Raw genomic sequence first — 23,107 nt, 5'->3', positions numbered from 1 at the left:
ATTCGCAAAGGTACAGCGAGGCGGGAGGGATGTGCCATGATGAAATACGGTATTCTGGCTCTTACGGCATTTATCCCGTTACCAGCGATGGCGAATTGTATACCGCCTTGGCAGACGCAATTTGCGTGTAATATTCCCGAGCGTAATGCGCGCGCAGAGTTTTGTCGCATCGCCGACCCAAAGGCCCATCCGGATAAAAAAGAAGCCTATTATAATTATGTGATCGGAACCAAGCCGTCGGAACTCTATTTCGAAACCAATTCCACGTGGTTTTCGACAAAAGACACGAATATCGATCACCCAACCGATATGACGATGGCAATGGGCTATGCACGCGGTGACTACGTCTATGCGTTTGTTGTGACTGAAGACAAGCGTGAAGCGGACGGCATCAGAGATGCCGAAGTGCGCGTTTATTCATCGACGGATAAATTTACCAACGACACCAAAGACAACGAGACCGCAAAATTATACTGCGATCCCGCGTCGATTATCGCCGATCAAGACAGCATCAGACCTTGATCTGACGTTTACTTGTTCTTCTCGAGCAGGAGTTGCACGAGCTGCTGATTGACCTCGCCAGTTGGCTCTTGCCCATGGGCCTTCTGAATTTCAGCAATGGCATTGCGGGTCTTATTGCCCATCAGCCCGTCTGCTGTCCCTACATCATAGCCATTCTTCTGGAGGATGAGCTGGATGTTTCGAACGGCTTTCTTCATATCGACCGAGGCAGTTGTGACGGGCTTCTCATCGGACCAGCCCTCGGGCATATCGACTGAATTGGCTTCCTGATTAAGCGGCTTAGCCTTCCAAAGTTCAACGCTGCCCTTCGCACGTTCAAGCTGCTGGGGCTTCATTGCTTCGCCGATCTGGTCACGTTTGTCGGCTGCATCCTTGTCGCCAGCTTTGGCCGCAAGCGCAAACCATTTATAGCTCTCTTCGAGATTAATCTGCATTCCTAGACCCTTGGCGGCCAGAATGCCGAGATTATACTGGCTATCCTTGACGCCGAGTTCTGCGGCTTCGGTAAACCAGCGCACGGCAGATGCATTGTCGGGTGTACCATTGGCGCCTGATGCAAAAAGCACAGCGAGATTATGCATAGCGCTGGCATTACCCTGCTTGGCTGCCTGCTGATACCAGTCGACTGCTTTGGTAAGGTCACGGGGCATGCCGAGCCCCTTCTCATTGAAATTGCCCATGCGATAGAGCGCTGGCGCAAAGCCTTTTTGGGCCGACTGATCATACCACTTTGCAGCTTCGGCCAGGTCTTCCTCAACGCCACGGCCTTCCATATAGCGATTGCCGATTTCAAAAAGCGCACGAGAGTCACCGGTCATTGCTGCTTCACGCAATGCTGCGGGGCCAGCCTCAACAGGCACTTCGGTTACAGTAACTTCCGGTTCTTCAGCCGGTGTCGTATCGGCAATTGCCGGCTCTAGAGGTGCCGGAGTTGGCATTGGTGCATTCAAATTGCTTTCCTGCTGCGGCTTGGCAATCTCTGTCTCAGGCACAACCACTTCTGGCATTGGCTGCGCTTTAGGTGCAGGCAAAGCTTCATTTGCGGGAGCGATGGAAGCAGTCGTTTCTTTGTCGATTGCGGGGGCTTCTGTCTTTGCGGAAAGCTCTGCCTGTTGATTGGCTTCGAGGAAAGCCGAACCTGCCTGCAAGCCAGCAATTGCCAGCATCACAGCACCAATTGCCAGCAGAATAGGTTTGCGCTGACGATTGAAAAGATCGCTGATCGATCCTTTCTTCTTCTGCGAAGCTTTTTCAGATTGCTGTTCGAGCCTGGTCGATTCCTCTGCTGCCTGCTGCGCAGTACGACGTGCTACGCTGATCAGGTCGGCTTTGCCACCTGTTTCAGCTTTCGTACCTTCTTGCTGACTGCGTTCTTCGCGCACACGCTTCATGATCGTGTTGAGGTCAAGCACGCTGTCATTGTCGGGCTGAACTGAATCCAGAGACGCACTCAGTTCTGGTTCCTGCCGCGTCTTCGGTGTCAGCTTTGCGAGTTTCTCATCTGCGTTTGGCGCATCGACAATCGGCTTCGAATGGTTCTCGGAGGCCTGATTTGCCAAGGTTTTGGGAGCAAGGTTCGAAAACGTTTGCGGTGCGGCAGAGTAAGGGTTTGCGACCGGCTTGGCTTGTGGGTTTATCTGCGGGAGATGTGGTTGCGCATCGATCTGCTGTTCAAGGCTTGCAAGTCGATCAACGACTTTAACGAGGGTCTCGTGGACAGCCTCAAATGTCTTGCCGTTCCGCTCATCAGCATTACGGGCAAGCGCCTCAAGCGATTTCATATCGTTGGCGAGCTGTAGTGCAATCGCAGTGTCATGTTGCGAGCCATGCTTCAATACATGGGCAACAGCAGTTTCAGCGGCTTCGCGAGCTGCGTCCAGAACCGTTTCGCGATTGTCTGAAATCGAACGCTCGATTGCATCAAGGCGTGGCTTGATTTCTGCAAATTCGGCTGACGGCTTGGCCAGTTGACGCGCGAGATTTGCGATCTGGCTTTCGAGGCCGCGAATAGCTTCGCTTTCTGCAAGCGCGATTTCTTCCGCCTGAGGCGTTTGCAACAAGCTAAGCGATATCTGTTGCGAAATATCGTCCAGACGACCTTCAAGCGTATGGAGCATGCCACCTTCGGCGTAATGGCTTGCATATTGCGCATCGAGGCGCTTGGTCAGTTCCTTGAACCGATTGTCGACCTTTTCCAGAAGTACTGGATTTGGCTCAAGAGCCCATTTTTCCGCAGAAGCGAGCTTTTGGTCAATTGCTTCCAAACGTGCATCGACATTGTGGTAATCGGACTGGCTCAGGTTTTCCATAACCTTGCCAACCTGATGGGCAAGGAGATTGATTTGCTGTGCCAGCTGATCGATTGCCTGTTCAGGCAAACGCGATCCTTCGCTTAAGGCATCAATGCGCTGCGAAAGTTCACCGAGGCGGCGAAAGAGCGTGTCGGCATTTTGTTCGGCAACAGAGCTGTCGAGTTGCTGCGTTAGTTCATTAAGGCGACGTTCGATGCGTTGCAGACGAGGTGCTTCTTCGTGATCCGAGTTCTGATGGCGGTTGGTTGCGATTACGGCACGGCTGATTGCATCCAGACGGCTATCAATCTGGCGCAATACGCCGTCGTCAGAAAACGAGGTGCCCGGCGCTTGGCGCTGTTCCGCAAAACGTGGTGCAAAAGCCGGGGCTGGTCGCGTGTTATGCTGTTCGGCCTTATTCTGCTCATCGCTCAGGCGGCGCAGATGCTCAGCAATTTCTGCGAGACCTTCAATACGCCTATCGGTTTGCTGTGGTTCAATAGCGCGGGGACGAGGTGCAGCGCTGCCAAGCTGACCTAAGCGCTTTTCCAATTCTGCCAATGTGTTGTGCAACTCGTTCATAGCACTCGACTTCGGTGCCGCAGGCGTATGGCGCTCACGCAGGGCGTTGAGTTCATCTATGATAGAGCGTGAACCGGATGCCTGATGAGTGTTTGCCATGTGAAATTCACTTTTCCAAAAATAGAAGCTAGCCGAAAGCCGAATTCACGAACGAGTCGAAGCCATGATTGCTGAGGCTATATTCTTACAATCGTGGTAAATAAGTCGTTAAAATCTATTGCTGATTGCATAAAAACGGCCTCCTTTGGGGAGGCCGTTTTGGTGTTAAGTTTTGGAAAAGCCGGTATTATTCGGTTGCGAGCACTACACGTGGACGCAAAGTTAGGGCTAGGGCCAAGAAGACCAGGCAGGCAATCGTAACGAATACCGGCAGGCCGTGGGTCAAATATTGTTGAGCGATGCCGGCAAAGAGTGGTCCGATCAATGCGCCGACACCCCACATGAGGCCCATACTGGCATAAATGCCGACAAGTTGCGCGCCTTTGAACTGGCTCCCCACGACACTCAACATTATGGTATAAATACCGACGAAAGCACCACCCCACACAAACAGCAGCGTATAGGTGAGCCATGGCATAGTAAGAGCCCATGGCCAGACGGCTGCGCCTGCGGCTGAAAGGGCTGCGAGAATGATGAGCAGGCTCTGACGGCTCATTCGATCACCCAGAAAACCAATAGGAATTTGGAGGACGATTGCACCGAACATCATGACGGACATGAGCTGCGTTGCCTGATTTTCGTTCCAGCCGAGATCGACGGCATAGAGCGGCAGAAACGATAGGCCAGCCGATTCAATGGCAGCATTCAACACTGTTGCGGCGAGTGCGACGGGCGCAAGTGCCAAATAATGCAGCGGGCTTCCATGTGGTTTGTCGGTAATCGGCGGCGCGCTGACTTTGGGGCTTGCAATCAAAAATGCTGCTACAATCGCAAGTGCAGAGCCGATCAGATAGGGCAGGAACCCACTTGATCCCACCAATGAAAGGATTAAAGGCCCAAGCGCAAACCCAAGTGACAGGGCAGCTGTGTAAATGCCCATCGTCTTGGAGCGATTCTCGTCCGTACTCAGCGAATTGAGCCAGGTTTCTGAAACGACGAATAATGTTTCTGATGCTGCTCCCAGCAATATGCGCAGTGGGAACCAAAGCCAAATCAGTGGTATTGCGGGAAACAGGCCGAGAAGCAGCGCCGCAGCGGCGAGGGCTACGATAACCAACAAGCGCATGCCGAGCAATGCACTAAGGCGCGGAAGCAAAAAGGCCATGCAAAGTACGCCGACCGCATGCATTGCGGCGTTGGCACCGATAATGGCTTCGCTGAACCCCATTTCATCCAGGTCGAGTGCAATGAGCGCGGCACTAAGACTATATGTCAGGCCGAATATCATTGCAGTACTTGTGACCGCAGTGCGGGAGAATACGACATTGGAAGGGGTTTGTTCAGTAGTCACAGCGATGATCCGAAGGGCTTGATATTAGAAATACTTAGATATCAAGCGGGACGAGCAATCAACTGGTTATGACAATTCTTTTCTGGTTGTACTTGAAGTGTTAAACCAGTTTTCGAGACGTTTAGTCATCGTGACGAAACAAAGAGGAATGCCGAATGAATCCGCCCGCCTATTCGACTTTCGCGCGTACGCCGTCTGTTGAGGAGTATTTGCATCTTCGCGCGGTGGCCGGATTAAGTCCGTTTTCGAAAGAGGCGGCAATTCAAGGACTTAAAGGCACTGCTTTTGCCGTTGTGATTGTGCACGAGGATAAAGCGATTGGAATGGGGCGGTTGATTGGAGACGGAGGCTGCTTTTTTCAGGTGGTAGATATTGCAGTCGATCCACAACATCAGGGGCGAGGTCTTGGTAAGGCGATTATGGACGCCATTATGCAACATGTGAATGCGGAGCTTCCTGATTCAGCCTATGTGAGCCTGATCGCCGATGTGCCAGCTAACAAGCTTTATGAAAAATTCGGCTTTCAGGAAACTGCACCAAGATCGCTTGGGATGGCATATCGGGTAAAGAAAACGGCTTAGATGCTGCCGATGGTCTATAAATTACAGCCTTTCTGTTAGTGCAAACTTTCTAAATTATCTGTAACTTTCAGTAGCATGTTGCTGATGTTACGTTGGATTTGCGTTCCGACTTCTGGGCAGGGGCATCGGTTCGCAGTCGCTCCAGCAGCCCTCGCTGCGGAGCGACTTTTGTTAGTGGTTGCTGCACTAACCATTTGCAACTGCAACAAACTGTCATTTTTGTTTTTCACGATCGTATTTATTTATGGGGTGCACCCTGTTTGCAGGAAGGCACCCGTATCGCGCACCCCAAGCCCCCCGCCCAAATGCGCGATGCGGGCCTTTGTATTTGATGAGGCTGCTATCTCTTCAGTTGCTTGCAAGTCTAGCTGTAATCATACAGAAATAGTATGATTATGTACTTGCTCGTTTGATTTGCTTTATTCAAACAATACTGTTATCAAGCCGCCTCTTGGGAGGATTAAACCGCCTGCGCGCGCTCAGTCGCTGCCGGGCGGTTTTCCATTTCAGGGTCGCTTCGAAAACTGTTTCGCACTTTTCAAGCTACGCATTTAAGATGCGTGTCGTAGCCAAGTTCTTGGGCTCGCATATCAGCTATGCATATTTGCATCTTGTAATCAGCATGGCTGCTGCCTATTTTCGGGATGTTCAGTTTCACTCCTCCTCCCAGAAACTGAACTCGAAGCGCGGCACTCCTCCTCCCAGTCGCGCTTTCCAGATCAGCCCGCTTCGCACTCCTCCTCCCAGCGAAGCGGGCTTTCTTGTCTTCAGCCCCGAATTTGGTTTTTATAATTTCACCACAGCTGGTGATCTGTTTTCACGCGCGCTTCTCCAGCATTTTTCAATTTGGCACAGCACTTATTATGCAGTCGCCGCTTGTTTAATCGTTATTGAATTCAGCTCGAAAGTTGAAACCGTAGCTCGCTGATTGTCGGGCTTTAAGCAAAGTGATCCCCACAATTTCCTGAAAAACAGCGGTGCACGAATAAGTGTAATTTTTGACGTTTACGGAAACGTCAAAGTGCGCTAGTTTTGCCCTAGATTTGGACTCTGCCTTTCAAAAAATGGGAAAGTAGATATCCGAAAGTGGTAAAAATGGCTGGTTTTTTGAGTTTTAGACCCCATTTTTGTCAGCAAGGACATGCTGTCATGCATTTGAGTGCTTGATGTGACAGACATGCCAAACATAGGTGGGAGCCTGTTCCGCTTCATGCGGGGCTGAGCGGGTTATTGATTTGGAGGATTTCGATGCCGAGCTATCGCGCGCCAGTTGAGGATACAAATTTCGTTCTCAATGACGTTCTGAATTACCAGCGTTATAACAATCTGCCGGGCTTTGCCGATGCGACGCCTGATGTCGTCGAGGCAATCCTGTCTGAAGGCGCAAAGCTTGCCGAAGGCACGCTGTTTCCGGTCAACCATTCGGGCGACCAGGAAGGGTGCGTTCGCGCATCTGATGGTTCGGTAAAGACGCCGAAGGGGTTTAAGGCCGCTTATGACCAGTATCGCGAGGGCGGCTGGCTTGGTCTTGCGGTTCCTGAGCAATATGGCGGGCAGGGGCTTCCATATCTGCTGCATACGGCTGTTGGCGAATATATGTCGTCGGCCAATATGGCGCTCACCATGTATCCGGGTCTGACGCAGGGCGCGATTGCGGCGATCCTCACGCACGGCACCGATGAGCAGAAGGACACCTATCTGCCAAAGATGGTAGAAGGCACATGGACCGGCACGATGAACCTGACCGAGCCGCATTGCGGCACTGATCTGGGTCTGCTGCGTTCAACGGCGACGCCGCAGGGCGACGGTTCCTATAAGATTTCCGGCCAGAAGATTTTCATCTCGGCTGGTGAGCATGACATGTCGGAAAACATCATCCATCTGGTGCTTGCCCGTATTGACGGCGCACCGGAAGGCGTGAAGGGCATTTCGCTGTTCATCGTGCCGAAGTTCATTCTGGATGCCGACGGCAATCCGGGTGAGCGCAATGGCGTTTCCTGCGGTTCCATCGAAGAAAAGATGGGCATTCACGGCAACTCCACCTGCGTCATGAATTATGATGACGCGGCTGGCTATCTGATTGGTGAGGCGCATAAGGGCCTGCGCGCCATGTTCACCATGATGAATGAAGCGCGTCTGGGCGTGGCACTTCAGGGGCTTTCGATCGCTGAAACCGCTTACCAGAATGCCGCGATCTATGCGCGTGAGCGTATTCAGGGCCGAGCCCTTTCGGGTGCCGCAGCGCCTGATAAAAAGGCTGATCCGATCATCGTGCATCCGGATATCCGCCGCAATCTGATGAATATCCGCGCTTATAACGAAGCCGGCCGTGCGCTTATCCTCTGGACCGCACTTAATTCCGATATTGCACATCGTGCTGGCGACGAAACCGAACGTCAGACTGCTGACGATCTCGTTGGGCTTTTGACACCTGTGCTGAAGGGTGTTCTGACCGACAAGGGTTTTGAACATGCTGTCATGGCGCAGCAGGTGTTCGGTGGTCACGGCTATATCGAAGAACATGGCATGAGCCAATATGTGCGCGATGCGCGTATTGCGATGATCTATGAAGGTGCCAACGGCATTCAGGCGCTTGATCTGGTTGGTCGTAAGCTGGCGCTGAATGGTGGGCGTGCGATCACTGCTTTCTTCAAGGAAGTGGGCGAATTCTGCGAAGTCAATCGCGAGAATGAAAAACTCTCCTTCTTCACCAAGCATTTGAAGAAGGGTGTCAACGACCTTCAGGCCGCGACCATGTGGCTGATGCAGAACGCGATGGCAAAGCCGGATAATGCCGGTGCTGCATCGAATGATTACATGCATCTCTTTGGTCTGGTGGCGCTTGGTTACATGTGGGCGCGCATGGCGAAGGTCGCCGAGGAAAAGCTGGAATCGGGCGAAGGCAATAAGGCTTATCTTGAAGCAAAGCTGGTTACTGCGCGCTATTATTTCGAGCGGATCATGCCGGAAAGTGTCGCCCATCTCGCGCGTATCCAATCGGGTGCGGACAGCATGATGGCGCTTAACGCAGACGCATTTTGAGTTAGAGATCAGGCTAAGTTTTCGAACTTAGCGGGAAGGAGATAAAATGGCTGAGGCTTATATTTACGATCACGTCCGCACCCCGCGCGGACGTGGCAAGAAGGACGGCAGCCTGCATGAAGTGCCTGCGGTTCGTCTGGGCGCGAAGGTTCTGGAATCCTTGCGCGACCGTAACGGCATCGATACGGCAAAGGTCGACGACATTATTTTCGGATGCGTCGATCCGGTCGGCGAAGCAGGAGCCGTCATTCCGCGCTCGTCAGCATTTGAAGCAGGCTATGATTTCAAAGCGCCGGGCATCCAGATTTCGCGCTTCTGCGCGTCAGGTCTGGATGCAGTCAATCTGGCTGCTGCCAAGGTGGCGTTTGGTTCCGACGATCTGGTGATCGCGGGCGGTGTGGAAAGCATGTCCCGCGTTGGTATGGGTATGTCGGGCGGTGCCTGGTACATGGACCCATCGGTCGGCTTTCCGGGCTATTTTATGCCGCAGGGCGTTTCCGCCGATCTGATTGCCACGAAATACGGCTTCTCGCGTGATGACGTTGATGCCTATGCCGTTGAGAGCCAGAAGCGCGCCGCAAAGTCGTGGGAAAAAGGCTATTTCAAGAATTCGGTCATTCCGATCAAGGATCAGAACGGCCTCACCATTCTCGATCATGACGAGCATTTGCGTCCCGGCACCGATATGCAGGCGCTCGGTCAGCTCAATCCATCCTTCGTGATGCCTGGTGAAATGGGCGGCTTTAATGCTGTTGGCATTCAGGCGCATCCGGAAGTCGAAACCATCAATCACGTTCATCATGCCGGTAACTCGTCTGGTATTGTTGATGGTGCAGCAGGCGTTCTCGTTGGCTCGAAGAAGGCTGGCAAAGCATTTGATATCAAGCCGCGCGCGCGTATCCGTGCTTTTGCCAATATCGGTTCCGATCCGGCGCTCATGCTGACCGGCCCGGTCGATGTGACGGAAAAGCTTCTCAAGCAGGCCAAGATGAAGCTCTCGGATATCGATCTGTTCGAGCTGAACGAAGCCTTCGCCGCTGTCGTGCTGCGCTATATGCAGGCGTTCGAGATTCCGCACGATAAGATCAACGTCAATGGCGGTGCGATTGCGCTCGGCCATCCGCTCGGCGCGACTGGTGCGATGATCCTCGGCACGGTGCTGGATGAATTGGAGCGCCGCGACCTAAACACCGCACTGGTCACTTTGTGTATCGGTGCTGGCATGGGTACGGCCACGATCATCGAGCGCGTGTAAGGGGAGGAGGCGAATAATGGCTTATGTAAATTTCAAAGTTGAAACCGACACCGATGGCATCGCTCTCGTCACATGGGACATGCCTGAAAAGTCGATGAATGTTTTCACCGTCGAGGCGATGCAGGAATTGAGCGCCATCATCGACGCGACGACGGGCGACGACAAGGTCAAGGGCGTTGTTATTACGTCTGGCAAGGAAACGTACTCCGGTGGTGCGGACCTGACCATGCTGGAAGGCATGTTCAAAGAGTTTCAGAAGCAGAAGGCCAAGGATCATCAGGCCGCTGTTCAGTCGCTGTTTGATAATGTTGGCCGCATGGGCGGGTTGTTCCGCAAGCTGGAAACCTCTGGCAAGCCATGGGTTTCGGCCATTAATGGCACCTGCATGGGTGGCGCATTTGAAATGTCACTCGCTTGCCATGCCCGTGTGGCGTCCGACGCTCCGGGCGTGAAAATGGGCCTGCCGGAAGTGAAAGTCGGTCTGTTTCCCGGTGCTGGCGGTACACAGCGTGTACCACGTCTTGCCAACCAGCAGGACGCTTTGCAGATGATGACGACCGGCTCCAGCCTGACAGCGCAGCGCGCCAAGGCGATGGGGCTTGTCACCGAAGTAGCACCGGCCAAGAAGCTCGTCGAAACTGCAAAGAAGCTCATCAAGGGCGGTCTCAAACCAGTACAGCCATGGGATGAAAAGGGTTTCAAGCTGCCGGGCGGCGCGATTTATTCGGCTGCTGGCGCGAACCTCTGGCCTGCGGCAACCGCTATCCTGCGCCGTGAAACTTCCGGTAATTATCCAGCAGCACTCGCCATCCTGAAATCGGTCTATGAGGGCCTTCTGGTGCCGTTCGACACCGGTCTCAAGATCGAGCAGCGCTATTTTACTGAAATCCTTCAGACGACTGAAGCGGGCATGATGATCCGTTCGCTCTTCGTGTCGTTGCAGGAATTGAACAAGGGCGCACGTCGTCCGGTCGATGAAAAGCCGACCAAGTTCAAGAAGATAGGCGTGATCGGTGCGGGCTTCATGGGCGCAGGTATTGCTTATGTTACAGCCAAGGCGGGCATTCCTGTGGCGCTGATCGACCGCGATCAGGAATCTGCCGATAAGGGCAAAGCCCATGCCGCAGATCTGATTACCAAGGAAATGCAGAAGGGCCGCGCTACGGAAGCCGACAAGGAAAAGCTTCTGTCGCTCATCACCGCAACACCTGACTATGCTTTGCTCGAAGGCGCTGATCTGGTGATCGAAGCCGTGTTTGAGGACCGTGAAGTCAAGCGGGTGGCAACTGAGAAGGCCGAGGAAGTTCTCAAGACCTCTGCGGTTTTCGCTTCCAACACCTCGACCTTGCCTATCACTGGCCTTGCCAAAGTCTCCAAGCGTCCGAAGAACTTCATCGGCATTCATTTCTTCTCGCCAGTTGACAAGATGATGCTGGTGGAAGTGATCCTCGGCAAGAAGACGTCCGAGAAAGCTCTAGCCGTAGCGCTCGATTATGTCCGCGCAATCAAGAAGACGCCGATTGTCGTCAACGACACACGCGGTTTCTACGTCAATCGTTGCGTGCTGCGTTATATGTCGGAAGCCTACAACATGCTTGTTGAGGGTGTGCCTGCTGCAATGATCGAAAATGCCGCCCGTATGGCCGGTATGCCGGTTGGTCCTCTTGCGCTCAACGATGAAACGGCAATCGATCTTTCGCAGAAGATCCTCAAGGCAACATTGGCTGATCTTGGCGAGAAGGCTGTCGATCCGCGCCATGTGGAACTGGTGGACAAACTCGTCAACGAGTTTGACCGCAAAGGTCGCAAGAATGGCAAAGGCTTCTACGAATACCCGGCCAAGCCTGCCAAGAAGCACCTCTGGGCCGGTCTGAAAGACCTCTATCCACAGCAGAACCCGGATAAAATTGACGTGAAGGAGCTGAAAGAGCGCTTCCTCGTGACGATTGCTCTGGAAGCTGCGCGCGTGATGGAGGAAGGCATTGTCACCGACCCGCGTGAAGCGGACGTCGGTTCCATTCTGGCCTTCGGCTTTGCGCCTTATACCGGCGGTACGCTTTCCTATATCGATGGCATGGGCGCGAAGAAATTCGTCAAGCTTGCCAAGGAGTTGCAGCGCAAGTACGGCCAGCAGTTCAAGGCACCCAAGCTGCTTGCTGACATGGCCGATAATGGCGAAAGCTTCTATCAGCGTTTCAACCCATATAAGGGCGAAGCGAAGAAAGCAGCCTGATCGGGCATTGAGCTAAAATATTACAAAACGCGCGGCATTTCGATGTCGCGCGTTTTTTGTTTGCGAATAAGAAAATTTTCCCTGTGATATCGCACATCTTGCGTAAAATAGGGATTTCCGGTAGGTTGGGCACAACATATGATAGGTGTTTAGGTTTAAAATCCTCTTTGGCGGGTCATAGCAATGTTTTCTCATGATAGCGTCTGGGCTGCGATAGATGCATTGGCAGAACGCAGTTCGTTAAGTGCGTCTGGCCTCGCACGTCGCGCTGGGCTGGATCCGACGACCTTCAACAAGTCGAAGCGTTATGCTTCCGATGGACGCGCGCGCTGGCCATCGACTGAATCGCTTGCCAAGGTCATGGAAGCAACCGGCGCAACGTTTGACGAGTTTACCCGGTTGATCCGCGGTGAAATCGGAACACCCAACTATGGCGATTATTTGCAGGAGCCGAGTGCTATTCCGTTGCTTGGTATGGCTGAAGCAGGGACGGGGGGCTTTTTCGATGATGCCGGGTTCCCTGCCGGACAGGGGTGGGATGTTGTGCAGTTTCCTGCGGCGCCAACTGATAATGTCTATGCGCTGGAAGTTTCAGGTGACTCCATGTTGCCACTCTATCGCGACGGCGATACGTTGGTCGTGGCACCCAATGCACCGGTTCGCCGTGGTGATCGTGTGGTCGTTCGTACCAAAGACGGAGAGGTTATGGCTAAAATCCTGCATCGCCAGACACCGCGCACAATTGAATTGCATTCCTTTAATCCTGAATTTCCAAATCGTTCCTTTGAGACAAAAGATGTCGAGTGGATTGCCCGTATTTTGTGGGCGAGCCAGTAATGGCTAAACCGCAGAATAAGAGCCATGCCCGTATTGTTTTCGGTGGTTTTGCTGGGCTAACCGGGGCGATTCTTGTGGCGGCTTTTGTCGCGCCGTTCTATGGCGCGCTTGATCATCCGGTAACGGTTGTCGAAAGCGGAGAGGGCAAGAACCAGCCTGAAACCGCAGCCGGTAATGGAATTGTGGTTGAGCAGTTCGATTACAACGAGCCGGGGACAGGTGCTGGAACAGATCAATCGCCATCGGAGGATGTTACGCCCACGCCAGAGACAACACCGGACGGTGAAGGTCAGAACACGAATAGCCAGACAGATCAGAATCCGCTTGAGCGTGAACCTGCCCGTCCGCCTTTGAGCGATCTTGGGCTTGCATCAACGCCGAAGCCCCCAGAACCTCCGGCACCGAGCGCGCCGGTCGATGAGGGCGAGCCGATGCAGTTGCTGCAGCGACCGGTTGCTTTGGCTGCAGGAAAACTCGAAAGTCAGGGCCGTATCGTTGACCTGCAAGGCATCGAGACTGTGCCGCTTGAGCAGACCTGTCAATCAACATCGGGCGAAACCTGGCCTTGTGGGATGCAGGCACGAACTGCCTTCCGCCAATGGCTGCGTTCGCGCGCAATTATGTGTCGTCTGCCACAAAACGACAGCGGAGCGGCTGTTGCAACACAATGCAGTGTCGGCAGTGATGATGCAGCACTCTGGCTTGTGTCGAACGGTTGGGCGAAAGCTACGCCCGGTAGCGCCTATGTAGAGGCCGGACAGAAGGCAGAAGAGGCAAAGCTTGGCGTGTATGGTGACAAACCAGATACATCGCTGCCCAACCTTGGTTCCGATACCGGAGGCCCGCTGCAAAATCCTTCGCCTCTGGCTCCGGAAATTGAACCGCAGCCATCTTCACCATCGCCCCAACAAGGGGAGTTTCCGCCGGCCCCGGCACCTATGGTGCCAGCACCCGCAAATTAAAGCATATCTCCCAAAAGTGGGAACCGGTTTTCGGAACAAGATGTGCGTAAAAACAAATAGATAGAGCATCTCCGGCGTTTCATCTTAAACAGGAAATGCTCTAAGTGTTCTCCGCAGGTTAGCGAGCGGCTTTATTCAGCCGTTCGTTCTTGATTCTGGCGTGGTAAGCCGTCGCGCGGCAGCGTTATGACCACGAGACAGGAGATAATTAGTGCCACGCCCAGCCAACCCATCGGGGCGAGGCGTTCTCCTACAATGACGACGGCCAGCAGTGCGGCGACTACGGGTTCTATCAGGGTGATCGTCGTTGCCATGCTTGCTGAAATTCGCGCAAGGCCCATACCAAAGCAAAGATAGCCGATGAACATCGGCACTATGGCCATGTAGAGACCGACGGCTGCATTATTCCATGAAGCTACAAAGGGTGCACCGGTCATAAGCAAAACCGGCATCAGCAACAGTCCGCCAATTCCAAATGTTGCCCCCATTGCGACGGAGGATTGTATTCCGCGTAACATAAGGCCGCGTGCGGTCCAGGAATAAAGAGCGTAGGTCAGGCCTCCAAGAAGGCCGAGGCAGATACCGATCAGAACCGAGCTGCCTGTCTGGGTGCCGTTATGCATGGAGCCTTCCGCGATGCATAGCAGGATCATTCCAATCAGGCCGATAAGTGCACCCCACAGCCATTGCTTTGATAAGCGCGCACCATCAAACAGATATTCGATGAGAGCCGAGAGCAGCGGCGCGGAACCGATGGTCACAACCGTTCCGATGGTGACACCTGCCATCCGCATGGAGGCGTAAAATGCAAGTGGATAGATAGCGACCGCCAGCCCACCCAGAATCAGATTGCGCCAGTGTTTTGAGAGATGCGGCAGGGTGCGCAGTATTCCACGCCCGGCAAGCAAGGCTTGCAACAATCCGCCGATCCCCATTGCGGCAGCGCCGATAGCAACTGCGCTGACTTCGGGTGCAAAAGTCGCGGCTGTGCCAGTAGTTCCCCAGACAATGGCTGAAACGAGAACGGCCGCAACACCGATTGTATATTCACGGGATGAATTGCTCACAGAAGCTCCATCAAGTCTGACGCCATTGCGCGCGCGACCTGAACATACTCGCTATTGCCTTCAAGCCCCGATCGCGACATCGCTCCCTCCAGTAGAAAAGCCATGTGCCTGGCGAGTGCCGTGGCACGAGCAGGGTCATGTGGCCAAAGTTCTGTCAGATGGGTAGCAAGCAGCGCTTCGACTTCGCGCTTGTGATGCTTTACAGCCTGTCGCCCAATATCATCAGCAGAGAGTTCAGCGGCCGCATTCAACAAGCCGCAACCGCGAAAACCACGCTCATATTCATGCTCAGCGTGATCTTGATAAGCATCAAAGACCGCAAGAACCCTATCTGCGGGCGTGGGCGCATGTTGCAGCCGCACCTGATAGAGGTCCAACCACTCGGCATGACGTGCTTCGAGATATTGATTTACCAGATCAGCCTTTGAAGCGAAGTTGTTATAGAGGCTCTTCTTGGCGACGCCCGCTTTTTCAACAATGGCATCAATGCCCGTGCCACCAATTCCATTATTGTAAAACAGAACGGCAGCGGCTTTGAGCAGCTTGTCGCGCGCGCTTTCTGCTGGCGGAGGTTTCTCGGTATCCATAGCTTTGCCTCAATAGTAGGTAGGTCGTACTACCTACTATTGAGGTGTGAGTCAATCTGAAGGGACTTCGCTACCGGCAAATGCGGTAAGTGCAGCTTGCATTTCATTCGTGGAGAAAGGACCTCCATGCCCTTCGGTTTCTATGATGCGCAATTGACTGGCAGGCCATGCTTTATGCAGTCGCCAGCCAGTTATCGCAGGTCCGCTAAAATCTCTGCGCCCACAGATCAGAACTGCTGGAATATGCGAAATCCTCTCCATGCTGTTGAGGATTTCGTGGCCATCGCGCAAAAAGCCGTCATTGGCCCAGTAGTGGGTGACAAGCGTTGCGAAAGCGAGCCCAGCCATCTGGTCGAAACGGCTATCGATTGGTGTCCAGTTGGGGTCGAGCGAAATATGTGTCGTTTCCCATTGGTTCCAATCTCGTGCAGCCTGTAGACGATCCCTCAGACTACCGCTTGCCAGGCGTCTGGCATAGGCTTCCACAACACGTTCTCCGTCATGTTTGAGGGAGGACATGTCAAAGCGCTCCCATGCCTCCGGAAACAATGAACCAACACCTTCAGTGATCCAGTTCACTTCCTCTCGGCTGGTGGTTGTTACTGCAACGAGCACTATTTCTGAAACACGTTCGGGATGTGCCTGCGCATAGGCAAGTGCAAGCGTCGCGCCCCATGATGAGCCTGCAACCAGCCACCGATCAATGCTCAGATGTTTACGAACTGCTTCGATATCTTCAATCAGGGTCTGTGTGGTATTGAGATGAAGCTGATCGAGATCGTCTATCGCCAGAGGACGGCTGCGCCCGCAACCTCTCTGATCAATACCGATGACGCGGTATTTTTCTGGGGCGAAGCGCTGCCGATAGTTGCCAGATCGCAAGCCGCTTCCCGGACCGCCGTGCAAGTAAAGCACCGGTTTTCCATCGGGATTGCCAGATGCTTCCCAGTAAATCTCATTGCTGTGCGATACGGCAAGAAGGCCGCTGTCGAAGGGGTGGTATTGGGGATAGGACATCGGCGCTCCGGCTATAAAACCGGGCATAAAAAACCTCACCCGGTGGGATTCCGGGTGAGGCTTCTCATAAAAATATCAATTGCTTATGACAGCGTTCCGGCAAGTGCCTTCTGGATCAGAGCGCGGGTTTCATCGATACCATAAAGAGCGACGAAAGAACCAAAGCGAGGGCCGCGTTCCTGGCCGATCAGTACTTCATAGAGCATCTGGAAGAAGGAAACCGATACGCCGGGACCACCTTCAGGGCTCTTCTTGGTGTGATCCTGATATCGTTCGATTGCGCGAGCCACGTCCAGAATAGCATTCTGAATGTCATTGCCATCGGTGCCAGCAGGAAGAGTTGAGAGTTTCTCATCCAGCGCTGCAAGTGCTGCTCGTTCCACATCGTCCGGTGCGCGGAACTGCTTGGTCGGCTTGACGAAATCGTTGAAGTAACGGATCGCATAGCCAACGAGCGCGTCGAGTTCCGGATTGTTTTCAGGTGTAACACCCGGCACATGACGCGAGATGAAGCCCCAGAGAACAGCCGGATTTTCGGCATTCGATGCGCTCACCAGATTGAGCATCAGCGCGAATGTAATCGGCAGGTTCACCTTCGGCGGGTTGCCATAATGAATATGCCAGACCGGATTGTTCAGACGGTCTTTCCACTCCTGACGCTCATAAGCAGCGAGATAGGTGAAATACTCGTCCACGGCCTTCGGGATCACGTCGAAATAGAGCTTCTTCGCGGTCTTAGGCTTCTGGAAATTGTAGAGCGCAAGGCTTTCGGTCGGCGCATAGGCCAGCCATTCGTCGATGGCAATACCGTTGCCCTTCGACTTGGAAATCTTCTGGCCAATCTGGTCAAGGAACAGCTCATAGACGAAATGTTCTGGCGCACGACCGCCCAGAATTTCGCAAATGCGGTCGTAAATGCCAGCATTGGTCTGGTGATCCTTGCCGAACATTTCGAAGTCGACACCAAGAGCTGCCCAGCGCATGCCGAAGTCTGGCTTCCATTGCAGTTTCACATTGCCGCCAGTGACAGACAGGGTGGTTTCAACGCCATCTTCATCGTCAAAAGTAACGGTGCCGGCCTTGGCGTCCACGCTCTTCATCGGCACGTAAAGCACGCGACCAGACTTTGGCGAAATCGGCAGGAATGGGCTGTAAGTCGCCTGTCGCTCTTCACCAAGCGTTGGCAGCATGACTTTCATGATGTCGTCATAACGTTCGACGGCCTTCAGCAGTACCGCATCGAACTTGCCTGACTTGTAATATTCGGTAGCACTTGCAAACTCGTAATCGAAACCGAAGGTATCGAGGAAGCGGCAGAGCATGGCATTGTTATGTTCTGCAAAGCTTTTGTATTCACCACCAAATGGGTTTGGCACAGCAGAAAGCGGTAATTGCAGATAAGGCTCAAGTGCGGACTTGTCTGGCACATTGTCCGGGATCTTACGCATGCCGTCGAGATCGTCGGAGAAGCAGATAAGGCGCGTCTTGACCTTGTCTTCCGTCAAAATGCGAAATGCATGACGCACCATCGAAGTGCGGGCCACTTCGCCAAAGGTGCCGATATGCGGCAGCCCCGATGGGCCGTAACCGGTTTCGAAGATCACCGTTTCCGGCATGCCGGTCTTTGCATAACGCTTCAGGATTTTTTTAGCCTCTTCAAAAGGCCATGCTTTCGCTTCCGCGGCCGCCGCGGTCAGTTCCGGGGTCAGCGTAATGTCGGGAAGGCGATGCGAAGTCATGGTTATATCCTGATATCCTGTGAAGGGCTTTATTCGTTGAAAACGGTGTATGTATACACGCTTATGCTCTATGGCGCGCCCCGGCGCGCGCGTCAATCTTTGCTAACCTTATTGCTACCGAATTTCCTTGCGCAAGTGTGATAGGCTTCCTACGTTTCCCGTCGATTGACCTTAAGTTTTGATTCCGATCGCATGGTGCAGGAGCATTTGATGAACAAGATTTCACCGCAGGACGCTCTCGTCTACATCATGGTGACGACATCCGCAGCCGATACGGCGATGACTGACGCAGAGCTTGCTTCCATCGGCAATACGGTTTCGCGCTTGCCAGTATTCCAGGGGTTTGACTCCAAACACCTGCCGAAACTTGCAAGTGATTGCTACGCGCTTTTGGCCGATGAAGACGGCTTGGAAAAAATTCTCGATCTTGCGCATGAGGTACTGCCTGAAAGGCTTTATGAGACGGCTTATGCATTAGCCGTTGAGGTGGCCGCCGCCGATCTTCATGTGGAGCAGGAAGAACTGGAGTTTCTTCAGATGCTGCGTGATCGCTGGGATCTTGACGAATTGACGGTTGCGGCAATTGAACGTTCTGCGCGTGTGCGTTTCCGCAAACTCGATCCGGCAGTCTAACTCAGGCTCTATGCGCCGCCGATTTGTGTGGCGAAGCGCTTGCGATATTCAGCGGGCGTTACGCCGACATGGCGGACAAAGGCGCGGCGAAATGTGTCCGCGTCTGAAAATCCGCAATGGGCCGCAACCTGTTTTGGGGCTTCATGTCCCAGTTCCAGAAGCTTTCTTGCTGTGTTCACGCGAGCCTCTTCAACCCATGTTGCGGGTGTGACACCAACTTCGCTGCGAAACAGTCGCGAGAAATGGCGGGGGCTCAGGTCCATCCGCCCTGCGAGGCCGGCGACACTATGATCAAGCGCCGGATTGGCGGCGACCCAGCGCTGAAGCTCTTGCAACGCGCCGCGACCCGCCGGAACCGCTTCGCCTTTGCGGCTGAATTGCATCTGACCGCCAGGGCGCTTGAAAAACATCACCAGCTGGCCTGCAACACGCATGGCGATCTCGCGGCCAATATCTTCTTCAACAAGCGCCAGCGCGAGATCAAGCCCCGCTGTCACCCCTGCCGCCGTGCGTACGGGGCCGTCACTCACCTGTATGGAATCTTCATCGACATGGACTTGTGGATATTGGCTTGCAAGCGTTTGTGCAACGGCCCAGTGCGTGGTGACGCGCCGTCCGTCGAGAAGCCCTGCCGCTGCCAGAAAGAAAGCGCCACTGCAAACTGAACCATAGCGCCGAGTTTTCGGTGCATTGAGGCGCAACCAGTTTATAATGGACTTGTTAACCGGACGCTCAGTCATATTGGGGCAACCGGCAACAAGAAGTGTATCTATGGGTTCGTTTGGCGCGTCATCGATTACCCAATCCGGTAATAGTTTTACCCCTGATGAACTGCGCAGTGGGCCGGGCGTACTTGCTGCGACCGCAAGCTTATAAACCTCGCGTCCTGCCTGCGCATTGGCTTCCGCAAAGACGTCGAGCGGACCGGAAACATCGAGCAACTGGACACCAGGCAGTGCAATCATAACTATGTTTTTTGTCTTAGCTGGCGCTGGCGTCCGCATTTATCTCTATTTGTCCGAATTTAAAGTGTAGCGACGATTGCAGACAAAATAGACCAATTCTATCCTCCTGACCAGTAGCAACCCTCAAGACAACAGGAGAAACCAATGTCCTCTATCGATAAAGGCGCAGCGATCCCGGATAGTAAGCTGGCGAGGGCGATCACAGATTACATCCGTGACACTGAAACAGACCTTCTGTTTAATCATTCCAGCCGTGTCTATCATTTTGGTGCACTGGCTGGCCTCCAGCGCGGACTGAAGTTCGACCGTGAATTGCTCTATGCCGGTGCGATGTTCCACGATATCGGCCTCATGCCGAGCCACAGCAGTGACCATGAGCGTTTTGAGGTTGATGGCGCTCATGCTGCGCGTGATTTCCTGCGTAGTCACGGCATTTCAGATGAAGATGCCTATACCGTCTGGACGGCCATCGCGCTTCACACGACACCGGGCGTGCCGCAGCATATGCACCCAGTCGTGGCGCTTGTAACCGCTGGCGTTGAGATGGATGTGTTGGGACTGACCTATGACCAATACACGGATGCCGAACGTGAGGCCGTGGTCAAAGCGTTTCCGCGCTCGCCGAAGTTCAAGGAAGATATCATTCAAGCCTTCTATGACGGCATAAAGCTCAAGCCGGATACGACTTTCGGCAACGTCAAGGCTGATGTCATCGCCGATAAAGAACCGCATTTCCATCGCGGAAATTTCTGTAGCGTTATCCGCTGCTCACACTGGCACGGTTAGCCTATCAGCCAATAAGCAAGAGCGCCCCCCATTGGGAGGCGCTCTGTTTGTTTTAGAGCGCCGTGCACCCTCTTGGGCGCACAAAGGTTGCTCTAACACTTTATATTTACAGCATAATTTTAACTTAAACTGATTCAAGTTTAAGGAATTATGCTGTAGCCGAATTTTCAGCAAACGACCGGAAGCCGTCGAGCTTTGCGCCATTCGATCGCGGTCCGCATCAGGTGGGCAGCATCCGCGAATGTTGCGTTTTCCTTCCAACGCTCCGTGTGGATAAGATTGGACGGAATGATGTCCTTCAATGCTTCAAGCGTATGACGAGGCACTGTGTCGGTACAGCTCCACAAGCGTCGGAAAACGACACTTATACGCGTGACCTTACCGTTGATTGCTACGACTGGTTCTGCTGTTTCCAGGTTCCAGTGCTCATAAGCATCGACTGCGTCCTGAAATGCGTGATGCAAATAGATCGGTGCGTGACCGTCATGAAGTGGGGGCAGCAAACTAGACATTTCTGTTTCCTCTCTTCCAATGGTGGTTCAGCTTCAGGCATTTACGGAAACTTCGATACAGGACTCCGCAAATGCGGTTCAAGAAGAGCTGATATTGGCTCTTCATGCATGTGCCGTATCAGTATTCTCCTCACGAAATACGACAACACATAATTAACCATGATCTATGGAAGAGTGGGTGTTTGGCAAGGAGAAAATTTCTTTAAATGTGCTGAACGGGGAAAATCAATTCAGCTGCAAGCAAGGTATTTGAGCTGCTTATACGCACAAACTTTAAGGATTTTTTGCGGCTTCCGAATTAGGGTTCACTCTGAAAAAGAGGAACAGTTTTCGATATTTATTGCCATGGTGACAGAATTTGCCCTGCAATTAATTCAAGGCCAGTGTAGACAAGAAAAACGGGAATTGAATTTCAGAGGCAGTGGCATGGCTCGGTTTATTGCATCGCGCAGAGCATTTCTGGTTGGCTCAACTTCGCTGGTGGCTCTGCCGCTTTTACCGCGATGGGCGGCGGCGGAAGACAAGGCGCAAAAGGGTGGGCGGCTGGTTGTTGCTGCGGATTCTGAACCGCGTAATCTCAACCCGGCTATCGTCGCTTCGAACGGTGTCTTTTTCGTTGCAAGCAAAGTGATAGAGCCACTCGCCGAAGCTTCTTTCGATGGTGAGAATGGTCTTGAGCCACGCCTCGCAACCAGCTGGAAAGGTTCTGACGATGGGCTGACCGCCACCTTCCATTTACGAGAAGGTGTAAAGTGGCATGATGATACGCCTTTCACATCCGCAGACGTCGCTTTTTCTGCGATGGAAGTCTGGAAGCCGTTACAAAACCTCGGACGTGTCGTGTTCAAGACGCTCGAAAAAGTTGAAACACCGGACGAGCATACGGCTGTTTTCCATTTCAGTGAGCCAACCCCCTTCCAGCTTATCCGCAATGCGCTGCCTGCGCTGACTGCGGTTCTACCGAAACATATTTTTGAGGGCACTGACATTGCTGCCAACCCCGCCAATGAAAAACTCATCGGCACTGGACCTTTCAAATATGCCGAACACAAGACCGGTGAATATTATCGGCTTGCGAAGAATGAGAATTATTGGGGTGAGGGTGAGCCTTATCTTGATGAAATCATCTATCGTGTGCTGCCGGACCGTGCAGCAGCAGCCGGAGCGCTGGAAGCGGAAGAGATCGACCTGGCAGCATTTTCTGCTGTCCCTCTCGCTGACCTCGACCGTATCTCAAAAGTACCGGGGCTGACAGTTGTTTCCAAAGGTTATGAGGCGCTTACCTATCAGCTGGTGGTGGAGATCAATCATCGACGCAAAGAACTGGCAGACCTCAAGGTGCGGCAGGCAATAGTCCATGCCATTGATCGCGATTTTGTGGTGAAGACCATTTTCCTTGGCTATGCCAAGTCTTCGACCGGACCCGTTCCGCAATATGACAGCCAGTTTTATACTGGCGATGTCGCTGCTTATCCCTTCGATGTGGAAAAGGCGAACAAGCTTCTGGACGAGGCTGGCTACAAGCGCGGCAATGATGGCACGCGCTTTGCACTGAAACTGCTGCCAGCACCTTATTTCAATGAAACCAAGCAGTTCGGCGATTATCTGCGGCAAGCGCTTGCGGTTATCGGAATTGATGCGCGTATCGTCAACAATGATTCAGCCGCACATCAGAAGGCGGTTTATACGGATCATGATTTTGATCTCGCAATCGCGCCAACTGTTTATCGCGGTGATCCTGCTATTTCGACCACCATTCTGGTTGAAAGTGGAATTCCTGCGGGCGTTCCGTTCTCCAATCAGGGCGGTTATGCCAATGCAGAACTGGACGCGGTGATTGCCAAAGCCGCGCATGAAATCGATGAAAAGAAGCGTACTGCGCTTTATCATCAATTCCAGCAATTGGTGGAGGCCGATCTGCCACTCATCAACACGGCCGAATGGGGCTTCATTACAGTTGCCAATGAACGCGTGAAAAACGTCTCCAACAATCCACGCTGGGCAGTCTCTAACTGGGCAGATATCTGGATTGCACAGTGACGAACT

General features: G+C 53.2%; 19 protein-coding genes. 11 read left to right on the top strand and 8 right to left on the bottom strand.

Features of this window, described 5'->3' with window-relative positions; all coding sequences use genetic code 11:
• Positions 1–36: 36 nt before the first annotated feature.
• Entirely contained in the window at positions 37–522 is a 486-nt protein-coding gene (locus OIV19_RS05760; RefSeq protein ID WP_151091640.1) for a hypothetical protein, read from the top strand.
• A gap of 8 nt (positions 523–530) precedes the next feature.
• On the opposite strand, the gene OIV19_RS05755 is transcribed toward OIV19_RS05760, so the two are convergent.
• Both OIV19_RS05755 and OIV19_RS05750 read right to left on the bottom strand, forming a co-directional pair.
• Entirely contained in the window at positions 531–3,494 is a 2,964-nt protein-coding gene (locus OIV19_RS05755; RefSeq protein ID WP_264230948.1) for a peptidoglycan-binding protein, read from the bottom strand.
• Positions 3,495–3,681: 187 nt separating this feature from the next.
• Positions 3,682–4,845, bottom strand: a complete 1,164-nt coding sequence (locus tag OIV19_RS05750; protein ID WP_191792679.1) for an MFS transporter — start codon at positions 4,843–4,845, stop codon at positions 3,682–3,684.
• Between the two features lie 155 nt (positions 4,846–5,000).
• Between OIV19_RS05750 and OIV19_RS05745 the strand changes: the two genes are divergently transcribed.
• From OIV19_RS05745 to OIV19_RS05715, 7 genes are all read left to right on the top strand, one after another.
• Positions 5,001–5,426 (top strand): GNAT family N-acetyltransferase, encoded by a 426-nt coding sequence (locus OIV19_RS05745; protein ID WP_095444600.1) that lies wholly within the window; start codon positions 5,001–5,003, stop codon positions 5,424–5,426.
• A 556-nt stretch (positions 5,427–5,982) separates the two neighbouring features.
• The gene (locus OIV19_RS05740; RefSeq protein ID WP_151091637.1) at positions 5,983–6,354 is read left to right on the top strand and encodes a hypothetical protein; all 372 of its coding nucleotides are present in this window, start codon (positions 5,983–5,985) and stop codon (positions 6,352–6,354) included.
• A 320-nt stretch (positions 6,355–6,674) separates the two neighbouring features.
• Entirely contained in the window at positions 6,675–8,468 is a 1,794-nt protein-coding gene (locus tag OIV19_RS05735) for an acyl-CoA dehydrogenase C-terminal domain-containing protein (protein WP_264230947.1), read from the top strand.
• Between the two features lie 46 nt (positions 8,469–8,514).
• Complete coding sequence (locus tag OIV19_RS05730; protein ID WP_264230945.1) at positions 8,515–9,723, top strand: acetyl-CoA C-acetyltransferase; 1,209 nt, start codon at positions 8,515–8,517, stop codon at positions 9,721–9,723.
• A gap of 16 nt (positions 9,724–9,739) precedes the next feature.
• Positions 9,740–11,956 carry an FAD-dependent oxidoreductase gene (locus OIV19_RS05725; RefSeq protein ID WP_264230944.1) on the top strand — a complete coding sequence of 739 codons (2,217 nt, stop codon included), beginning with the start codon at positions 9,740–9,742 and terminating at the stop codon, positions 11,954–11,956.
• Positions 11,957–12,139: 183 nt separating this feature from the next.
• A complete protein-coding gene (locus OIV19_RS05720; RefSeq protein WP_095444588.1) occupies positions 12,140–12,793 on the top strand; it encodes a S24 family peptidase in 654 nt (217 codons plus the stop codon).
• The gene (locus OIV19_RS05715) at positions 12,793–13,755 is read left to right on the top strand and encodes a thermonuclease family protein (RefSeq protein ID WP_264230943.1); all 963 of its coding nucleotides are present in this window, start codon (positions 12,793–12,795) and stop codon (positions 13,753–13,755) included. Before OIV19_RS05720 ends, OIV19_RS05715 begins: the two co-directional genes overlap by 1 nt.
• Before the next feature lie 131 nt (positions 13,756–13,886).
• Here the strand turns inward: OIV19_RS05715 and OIV19_RS05710 are convergent, their stop codons facing one another.
• From OIV19_RS05710 to OIV19_RS05695, 4 genes are read right to left on the bottom strand one after another with little or no spacing between them, the layout of a single operon-like run.
• Positions 13,887–14,822 (bottom strand): DMT family transporter, encoded by a 936-nt coding sequence (locus OIV19_RS05710; protein WP_151091632.1) that lies wholly within the window; start codon positions 14,820–14,822, stop codon positions 13,887–13,889.
• Positions 14,819–15,409 (bottom strand): TetR/AcrR family transcriptional regulator, encoded by a 591-nt coding sequence (locus OIV19_RS05705; RefSeq protein ID WP_264230942.1) that lies wholly within the window; start codon positions 15,407–15,409, stop codon positions 14,819–14,821. Before OIV19_RS05705 ends, OIV19_RS05710 begins: the two co-directional genes overlap by 4 nt.
• A gap of 51 nt (positions 15,410–15,460) precedes the next feature.
• The gene (gene pip, locus OIV19_RS05700; RefSeq protein ID WP_264230941.1) at positions 15,461–16,453 is read right to left on the bottom strand and encodes a prolyl aminopeptidase; all 993 of its coding nucleotides are present in this window, start codon (positions 16,451–16,453) and stop codon (positions 15,461–15,463) included.
• A 56-nt stretch (positions 16,454–16,509) separates the two neighbouring features.
• On the bottom strand, positions 16,510–18,165 hold the full coding sequence (locus OIV19_RS05695; protein WP_264230940.1) for a lysine--tRNA ligase: 1,656 nt from the start codon (positions 18,163–18,165) through the stop codon (positions 16,510–16,512).
• A 210-nt stretch (positions 18,166–18,375) separates the two neighbouring features.
• Here OIV19_RS05695 and OIV19_RS05690 point away from each other — a divergent pair, with 210 nt between their 5' ends.
• The gene (locus OIV19_RS05690) at positions 18,376–18,798 is read left to right on the top strand and encodes a tellurite resistance TerB family protein (RefSeq protein ID WP_095444582.1); all 423 of its coding nucleotides are present in this window, start codon (positions 18,376–18,378) and stop codon (positions 18,796–18,798) included.
• An 8-nt stretch (positions 18,799–18,806) separates the two neighbouring features.
• Here the strand turns inward: OIV19_RS05690 and OIV19_RS05685 are convergent, their stop codons facing one another.
• The gene (locus OIV19_RS05685) at positions 18,807–19,763 is read right to left on the bottom strand and encodes a GlxA family transcriptional regulator (protein WP_264230939.1); all 957 of its coding nucleotides are present in this window, start codon (positions 19,761–19,763) and stop codon (positions 18,807–18,809) included.
• Between the two features lie 144 nt (positions 19,764–19,907).
• Between OIV19_RS05685 and OIV19_RS05680 the strand changes: the two genes are divergently transcribed.
• Entirely contained in the window at positions 19,908–20,549 is a 642-nt protein-coding gene (locus OIV19_RS05680; protein ID WP_264230938.1) for an HD domain-containing protein, read from the top strand.
• Between the two features lie 167 nt (positions 20,550–20,716).
• Here the strand turns inward: OIV19_RS05680 and OIV19_RS05675 are convergent, their stop codons facing one another.
• Complete coding sequence (locus tag OIV19_RS05675; RefSeq protein ID WP_151091626.1) at positions 20,717–21,061, bottom strand: BRA0787 family protein; 345 nt, start codon at positions 21,059–21,061, stop codon at positions 20,717–20,719.
• Positions 21,062–21,487: 426 nt separating this feature from the next.
• On the opposite strand from OIV19_RS05675, the gene OIV19_RS05670 reads away from it, so the two are divergent.
• The gene (locus tag OIV19_RS05670; protein WP_264230937.1) at positions 21,488–23,101 is read left to right on the top strand and encodes an ABC transporter substrate-binding protein; all 1,614 of its coding nucleotides are present in this window, start codon (positions 21,488–21,490) and stop codon (positions 23,099–23,101) included.
• Positions 23,102–23,107 lie beyond the last annotated feature (6 nt).

It is taken from the genome of Brucella sp. HL-2, assembly GCF_025846885.2.
GTDB lineage: Bacteria > Pseudomonadota > Alphaproteobacteria > Rhizobiales > Rhizobiaceae > Brucella > Brucella quorumnocens.
This window is presented reverse-complemented; position numbering and strand designations above follow the sequence as displayed.

Coding starts and splice junctions, on each gene's coding strand:
- OIV19_RS05760 (WP_151091640.1), top strand. CDS start 37: ATGATGAAATACGGTATTCTGGCTCTTACGGCATTTATCCCGTTACCA.
- OIV19_RS05755 (WP_264230948.1), bottom strand. CDS start 3,494: ATGGCAAACACTCATCAGGCATCCGGTTCACGCTCTATCATAGATGAA.
- OIV19_RS05745 (WP_095444600.1), top strand. CDS start 5,001: ATGAATCCGCCCGCCTATTCGACTTTCGCGCGTACGCCGTCTGTTGAG.
- OIV19_RS05740 (WP_151091637.1), top strand. CDS start 5,983: ATGCGTGTCGTAGCCAAGTTCTTGGGCTCGCATATCAGCTATGCATAT.
- OIV19_RS05735 (WP_264230947.1), top strand. CDS start 6,675: ATGCCGAGCTATCGCGCGCCAGTTGAGGATACAAATTTCGTTCTCAAT.
- OIV19_RS05730 (WP_264230945.1), top strand. CDS start 8,515: ATGGCTGAGGCTTATATTTACGATCACGTCCGCACCCCGCGCGGACGT.
- OIV19_RS05725 (WP_264230944.1), top strand. CDS start 9,740: ATGGCTTATGTAAATTTCAAAGTTGAAACCGACACCGATGGCATCGCT.
- OIV19_RS05720 (WP_095444588.1), top strand. CDS start 12,140: ATGTTTTCTCATGATAGCGTCTGGGCTGCGATAGATGCATTGGCAGAA.
- OIV19_RS05715 (WP_264230943.1), top strand. CDS start 12,793: ATGGCTAAACCGCAGAATAAGAGCCATGCCCGTATTGTTTTCGGTGGT.
- OIV19_RS05705 (WP_264230942.1), bottom strand. CDS start 15,409: ATGGATACCGAGAAACCTCCGCCAGCAGAAAGCGCGCGCGACAAGCTG.
- pip (WP_264230941.1), bottom strand. CDS start 16,453: ATGCCCGGTTTTATAGCCGGAGCGCCGATGTCCTATCCCCAATACCAC.
- OIV19_RS05695 (WP_264230940.1), bottom strand. CDS start 18,165: ATGACTTCGCATCGCCTTCCCGACATTACGCTGACCCCGGAACTGACC.
- OIV19_RS05690 (WP_095444582.1), top strand. CDS start 18,376: ATGAACAAGATTTCACCGCAGGACGCTCTCGTCTACATCATGGTGACG.
- OIV19_RS05685 (WP_264230939.1), bottom strand. CDS start 19,763: ATGATTGCACTGCCTGGTGTCCAGTTGCTCGATGTTTCCGGTCCGCTC.
- OIV19_RS05680 (WP_264230938.1), top strand. CDS start 19,908: ATGTCCTCTATCGATAAAGGCGCAGCGATCCCGGATAGTAAGCTGGCG.
- OIV19_RS05675 (WP_151091626.1), bottom strand. CDS start 21,061: ATGTCTAGTTTGCTGCCCCCACTTCATGACGGTCACGCACCGATCTAT.
- OIV19_RS05670 (WP_264230937.1), top strand. CDS start 21,488: ATGGCTCGGTTTATTGCATCGCGCAGAGCATTTCTGGTTGGCTCAACT.